This is a genomic window from Anaerolineae bacterium (assembly GCA_016931895.1).
GTDB lineage: Bacteria > Chloroflexota > Anaerolineae > 4572-78 > J111 > JAFGNV01.
Window position 1 is genome coordinate 60,488 of sequence record JAFGDY010000208.1, and the last position, 6,551, is coordinate 67,038.

5 protein-coding genes are annotated in these 6,551 nt (G+C 55.4%); 4 read left to right on the forward strand and 1 reads right to left on the reverse strand.

The features are described from left to right. Positions 1 to 191: 191 nt before the first annotated feature. The 3 genes from JW953_15400 (at position 192) to JW953_15410 (ending at position 4,135) form a co-directional block, all read left to right on the forward strand. On the forward strand, positions 192 to 1,448 hold the full coding sequence (locus tag JW953_15400; GenBank protein ID MBN1994082.1) for a sugar ABC transporter substrate-binding protein: 1,257 nt from the start codon (positions 192 to 194) through the stop codon (positions 1,446 to 1,448). A gap of 140 nt (positions 1,449 to 1,588) precedes the next feature. After that, positions 1,589 to 3,577 carry an excinuclease ABC subunit UvrB gene (gene uvrB, locus JW953_15405; protein MBN1994083.1) on the forward strand — a complete coding sequence of 663 codons (1,989 nt, stop codon included), beginning with the start codon at positions 1,589 to 1,591 and terminating at the stop codon, positions 3,575 to 3,577. Positions 3,578 to 3,598: 21 nt separating this feature from the next. After that, on the forward strand, positions 3,599 to 4,135 hold the full coding sequence (locus JW953_15410) for a pyridoxamine 5'-phosphate oxidase family protein (protein MBN1994084.1): 537 nt from the start codon (positions 3,599 to 3,601) through the stop codon (positions 4,133 to 4,135). Between the two features lie 5 nt (positions 4,136 to 4,140). Here the strand turns inward: JW953_15410 and JW953_15415 are convergent, their stop codons facing one another. Beyond that, positions 4,141 to 5,508: a serine hydroxymethyltransferase gene (locus JW953_15415; GenBank protein ID MBN1994085.1), complete on the reverse strand. Its 1,368-nt coding sequence runs from the start codon at positions 5,506 to 5,508 to the stop codon at positions 4,141 to 4,143. 455 nt (positions 5,509 to 5,963) lie between these two features. Here JW953_15415 and JW953_15420 point away from each other — a divergent pair. Further along, positions 5,964 to 6,551, forward strand: a 588-nt coding sequence (locus JW953_15420) for a transglutaminase domain-containing protein (GenBank protein MBN1994086.1), incomplete at its 3' end; no start/stop codon positions are given.

Here is a 6,551-nt window from a genome sequence, read left to right on the forward strand (position 1 = left end):
ACTACTCACGGCCAAACTTAACACTCCTGGCATCACCGACGAGGGACGAAGGACGAACGACGCAACGTGGTCGTTGGTCATTGGCCGTTGGTCAGGAATGTCAAAACTTATTAAATTTGGAGGAATAAACAGAATATGTTTGGGCTGCGCCAACAACTTGGCGTTTGAGCGTTTAGCAATGGGGAGGAAAAATGTTGCTCAAAAATCTAGCAGTACTCCTAAAAAACAAAATTTGGATAGGCGGTCTGGCCGCTCTGCTGGTTCTCCTGCCCGGCTGTGCTGGACTGGCCTCGCTGCCTGAAGCAACGCCGGTGGTTGAGGCGGTCACCGTCAAATTTGCCTACGACGAAGATGTGGTGCATCCGGGTTACTACGAAGATTTGGCCGAGGTGTTCCACGAACGTTATCCCAATGTAACCGTAGAACTTCTCCCGGCGGGTTGGGAACAAGATTGGGACGTTGTGGCCGATCCTGAGCTTTGGATTGCCCGGATGCAACGCAGCAAACGCATCACGAGCCTGAATTCATTCATCGAGCAAGATGAAACCTTTGACCTGCCCGACTTTTACCCGACCTCCCTGGAATTTTTCACCATCGAGGGGGAAGTGATGGCTATTCCTGCCGGCACCGACATCCTGGTGATGTACTACAACCGGGACCTTTTTGACCAATACGACGTCCCCTACCCGGAACTAGATTGGACCTGGAACGATTTTTTGAGCCGGGCCATAGCCTTGCGCGACCCCGGGGTCGGCATCTACGGGTATGCGCCTCAGGAAGATTATCTTGACTCCCTGAACTACGTTTACCAGCACGGGGGCAAAATCTTTGACGACCTGCAAAATCCCACCCGTTCCACCTTTGACGATCCCTTGACCATCGAGGCCCTGGAATGGTACGCCGATTTACTCCACCAACACAACGTGGCCCCTACCCCCGCCCAGGTAAGTGAATTTGGTTCAGGCCTGACCAATCCTGCGATCAGTTTTACTTTGGGCAAAGCCGGCATGTACGCCGGCAGTCTATCCGACCAGGGGGGCGTTTCGTTTGCGCAGTGGAAATTCCGTTGGGGCATAGCGCCTTTGCCCCACGATGCCCAATTTGTTACGGGATCCCGGGGATGGGGTTACGGCATCAGCAGTGACACGCCAATTCCCCAGGCCGCCTGGCAGTGGGTGGTTTTTCTCAGCCGGCAAAGACCCAGCCGCCTGGTCCCGGCCCGCCGGTCGTTGGCCGAGGCTGAAGAATACAAAGAATCGGTAGTAGACTACATAGCTATCCAGACCACCCTGGAGCAAGCGCAGCTCGTCCCCTACATATCGTTATGGACAGAACCGGAACTTAGTTCTAAACGTTGGCCCCTGGAAAATGCGCTGCGGCAAATTGTCCGGGGAGAGACCACCCCGCAAGAGGCTATGACGGCGGCTCAAGCCCAGGCTGAAAAGTAAACCGCGTCACCGCTCCCTGCTCATACTTGACACAAGATGTCAGGAATCATCGGCTAAACTAGAGGCAACAGACTGGAGAGGAAAGAGGCCGGGAAAAGCTTCTCTTCCTCTCCCCTCTGAAACCTGTGAGAATGGAGTGCGTGATGCCTGATTTTCAGCTTGTGTCAGACTACCAAGCCACCGGCGACCAGCCCCCGGCCATTGCGGCCCTGGTGGCCGGACTCAACCGGGGCTGGCCGCATCAGGTGCTGCTGGGCGCCACCGGCACCGGCAAAACCTTTACCATCGCCAACGTAATTGCCCGGGTGCAGCGCCCCACCCTGATCCTGGCCCACAACAAAACCCTGGCCGCCCAACTCTACAGCGAATTTTCCGCTTTTTTCCCCCACAACGCCGTGGCCTACTTCGTCAGCTATTACGATTATTACCAGCCCGAAGCCTACATCCCCCGCACCGACACCTACATCGAAAAAACCACCGAGATCAACGAAGAGATCGAACGCATGCGCCTGGCCGCTACCCAGGCCCTGGCCACCCGGCGCGATGTCATCGTGGTGGCCAGCGTCAGCGCCATCTACTCTTTAGGCGACCCGGAAAAGTATGATCAGGCCCACGTATCGTTTGAAACAGGCCAGGTTCGGCAGCGCGATAAAGTCCTGCGCCGTTTGATTGACATTTACTACGAGCGCAACAAGTTTGATCTGACCTACGGCACGTTCCGGGTGCGCGGCGACACCCTGGAAATCCGGCCCGCTTACAGCGACGCTCTTTACCGCGTTGAATTTTGGGGCGACGAAGTGGAACGGATCACCGAAATCCACTCCCTCACCGGCGAATTCATCCAGAGTATGAACAGCCTGACCATTCACCCGGCCCGCCACTTTATCACCCCCGCCGAACGAATGGCCGAAATCCTCACCGCCATCGAGACGGAAATGGAAGAACGAGTCGCCCACCTGCGGGCCGGGAACAAACTGGTGGAAGCCCAACGCCTGGAGCAGCGCACCCGTTACGACTTGGAGATGCTGCGCGAATTAGGCTATTGCAGCGGCGCCGAAAACTACTCGCGCCACTTCTACGGCCGGGCGCCCGGCGACCCGCCCTGGACGCTCATTGATTATTTTCCCGATGATTTTCTGATGGTGGTGGATGAAAGCCACATGACCCTGCCTCAAATTCGGGGCATGTACCACGGCGACCGGGCGCGCAAGCAGGTGTTGGTGGAACACGGCTTCCGCCTGCCCAGTTGCCTGGACAACCGGCCCCTCAAGTTTGAGGAATGGGCAGCGCGACTCTACCGGGTTATTTACACCTCGGCTACGCCCGGCCCCTATGAAACCACTCACGCTCAACAAACGGTTGAACAGGTTATCCGCCCCACCGGTCTGCTTGACCCGGCCATTAGCGTCCGCCCGACTATGGGGCAAATTGATGACCTTACCCACGAAATCCAGCAGCGCGTAGAAAAAGGCCAGCGCGCCCTGGTGACCACGCTCACCAAACGGATGGCCGAAGACCTGGCCGACTACCTGGCCGACCTGGGCCTCAACGTGCATTACCTGCACAGTGAGGTGGATACCTTTGAACGGGTAGAGATTTTACAAGACCTACGGGCCGGGGTATACGACGCCGTGGTGGGAATCAACCTACTGCGCGAAGGTCTGGATTTGCCAGAAGTATCGTTGGTGGCGATTCTGGATGCCGACAAAGAGGGCTTTTTACGTTCCGAAACCGCCCTCATCCAGACCGTTGGCCGGGCCGCCCGCCACTTTGAGGGCACGGTTATTATGTACGCCGACAAAATAACCAACTCGATGCAACGGGCCATTGCCGAAACCAATCGCCGCCGCGATAAACAGATGGCCTACAATCAAGCCCACGGCATCACCCCCAGCAGCGTGGTCAAAGCAATCACGGAGATGCTGCCCCACGTAGCGGCCAACGGCAAAACCGAAACAACGCCGCTCAGGCCGGACGAGGCTAGGTTATCGCCGGATGAATATTTGGAAACTGTGGCCGGGTTAGAGGCTGAAATGAAAAAATTTGTCAAAGCTCTGGAGTTTGAAAAGGCGGCGGAAATTAGAGACCGCATTGCGGCGTTGGGGGAGCAAGTGGCGGAAAAATTTTGAGATAATTAATGGAGGTAAATGATGTTAAAACAACAATCAAGCGGATTGCCTGAACCCAAACCAAGCCGCCCACACATCCCGGAGTACGGTATTCCTGAAAGCGAAGAAGGCATGCTGCCCTGGAGTCACGTGTGTGAGCGGATGGAGAATGCTCTGAACTATTGGATTGCCACGATTTCGCCCGGTGGACAACCGCACGCTACGCCGGTATGGGGTGTTTGGCTGGACGACGCCCCCTACGAGGGTTTCTATTTTGACGGCAGTCCCCAAACCCGCCGGGGGCGCAACCTGGCCGCCAATCCGGCGGTGGCCATCCACCTGGAGAGCGGGGATGATGTGGTGATTCTTAAAGGGGAAGCCCATCAAATTGACGGCCGGGATCGAGCGTTTTCCACCCGGCTGGCCGCCGCCTACGCCGCCAAGTACAAACTCAAAGATTACGCCCCCACCCCCGATACCTGGGACAACGGTGGGCTGTATGTAGTGCGGCCTCACGTGGCCTTTGCCTGGACCCATTTCCCCAAAGACGCCACCCGCTGGCTGTTTGGCCGGGAATAACCTGATCAGATGTTCAGGGGAAATCTGGCGCACATGGCCTGCACGTCAGCCGCAATTTGCGTGAGTTCCGGCAACTCAAACATCTTGCTTCTAAATTCCTCTGATTTTAGCTGACAAAAGGGAGCCACTAACCGGATAACCCGGTCAATCCATTGGGCAATTTGATCCACTTCCGCCTCTTTCATGCCCCGGGTAGTGATAATGGGTGTGCCCATTCTAATGCCGGACGGATTCATCGGGCTGCCGGTTTCATTGGGCACAGAATTCCGATTGAGCACAATACCGGCTATGTCCAGGGCAATGGCCGGATTACGGCCGGAGAGGCCCTTATTCCGTAAATCAACCAAAACCAGGTGTTTGTCGGTACCGTTGGTGACCACGTCATAATCTTGTTTGAGTAGCTGTTCGGCCAATCTTCTGGCATTGGCCACAACCTGCTGGCCATAATCCCTGAATTGTTCTGTGGCCGCATCTTTGAGACAAACGGCCACACTGGCGATGGTGTGTTCAAAAGGGCCGCCCTGCAGGCCGGGGAAAATGCCAAAATCAACCCGCGACATCAGCTCGGCCCGGCCCGCCACAATGGCGCCCCTCGGCCCCCGCAGCGTTTTGTGGGTGGTAAAGGTGACCACGTCGGCCACCCCCATCGGCGAGGCGTTCACCCCGGCGGCTACCAGGCCAGCCTCGTGCGAGATGTCGGCCAGGTAATAGGCCGACACTTCTTTGGCTATCCCGGCCAGGGCCGCGTGATCAATTTCGCGGGGATAGGCCGTGCCCCCGGAGATAATCATTTGCGGTTTGTGTTCGCGAGCAATTTTTCGGATTTGCTCATAATCAAAAACCCTGGTTTGGGGATCAACCTTATATTGGAGCACCTTGAAGAATTTGGAAACAATACTGACTTTTTTATCTCCACCCAGGTAAACATTGCTGGCCACCTGGTCTTGCAAACCCTTCTGACCGGAGCCAGGATAGGACCAGCCATGAGACAAATGGCCTCCATCGGGCAGGTACATGCTCAAAATAGTGTCCCTTGGCTCCAACAAACCATTATAAACGCCCAAATTGGCATTGCTGCCGGCCAGCGCCTGCACGTTCACGGCCCAATCATCGGGCAGGGCAAATAAGGTTCTCACTCTCTCCTGGCACAAGGCATCGAGCGCGTCAACAACCTGGTTCCCTTCGTAATACCTGCGGCCAATTTGGCCTTCGGCGTATTTATGCCCAAACACCGAAGCCAGCGCTTCTCGCACGGCGGGAATAGAGAAATTCTCAGACGGGATGAGACTCAGTTTGTCTTGTTGCCTTTTTTCCTCTTGACAAATCAGGGCATATACTTCAGGATCAAATTGCTTGAGTTGGGTGAGTTGCATATCAGATTCCTCCAGAGTTGAGCACTAAAACAACCGCTGACTTTTTGCCTGCCGGCCAGAGCAGTATAAGCCAAGTGGATTGAGGAGGCAATTTCGGTAATAAAGGTACGAATCTGGAAGCCATTCCCCATACCTGACAAAAGATGTCAGGAATTTTTGGCTATACTGAATTGAATGCAAAGGTATGAAGCCGTGCCCGCAAATCACGGGCCTGTCCGAAACTTTAGAACAGACGAGGCTGTCCCAATTTTTAGGTCATAGGTTAGGGACAGGACAATGTCCTGTCCCTACCGCCACAATTTTGGGACGCACTCGGACAGACCCGTGATTTGACAATTAGGATTAAGAGTAATATAATAGAACAAATGTACTACTCCGCCCCATCCTCAAAACTGTCACACTTTTGCAACGCAACCTCATAAAAGGAATGAGTCTCAAAAAAGGAGGGACATTTTATGATGGATGTTGTTTTAGAACAGCGCCACTCAACCACGATTGATACCAACTTGCTTGAGTATTACACCCAACATAGTATTATCACCAATCCCGGCCAACATGCCGGTCTGTTAGCCAATCTGCCCGCCGGCGTCCCCAACCTGGTGCGGGTGGTGCAGGGCTTGCTCATTCACCCGTTTTGCGTGGCCCTGTACCACGTTCAACTTTCTCCCATGCAGCGCAACGAACTGCAATTGCGAAGCGTGGCCCAAATGCTGGCCCGCCTGCACGAACTTGATCCCGCGCCGCTGACCGTTCCCCGCGAACCGGCTCAACGTCTGGTAGGCAATTGCCGGGACCACGCCGTGCTGTTCGCCGCTTTGTTACGCCAGCAAGGTATCCCGGCCCGGCTGCGGGTGGGGTTTGCCCGCTACTTCCCCAGCCACAAAAACGAGGACCACTGGATTACTGAATATTGGGACGCCGAACAATCGCGTTGGGTGTTGGTGGACCCGCAGCTTGACGCCATCCAACGCGAGGCTTTTAACATTAGCTTCAATCCCCTGGAGATGCGTTTCTACGACCACTTTTACACCGGCGGGCAGGCC

Coding starts and splice junctions, on each gene's coding strand:
- JW953_15400 (MBN1994082.1), top strand. CDS start 192: ATGTTGCTCAAAAATCTAGCAGTACTCCTAAAAAACAAAATTTGGATA.
- JW953_15410 (MBN1994084.1), top strand. CDS start 3,599: ATGTTAAAACAACAATCAAGCGGATTGCCTGAACCCAAACCAAGCCGC.
- JW953_15415 (MBN1994085.1), bottom strand. CDS start 5,508: ATGCAACTCACCCAACTCAAGCAATTTGATCCTGAAGTATATGCCCTG.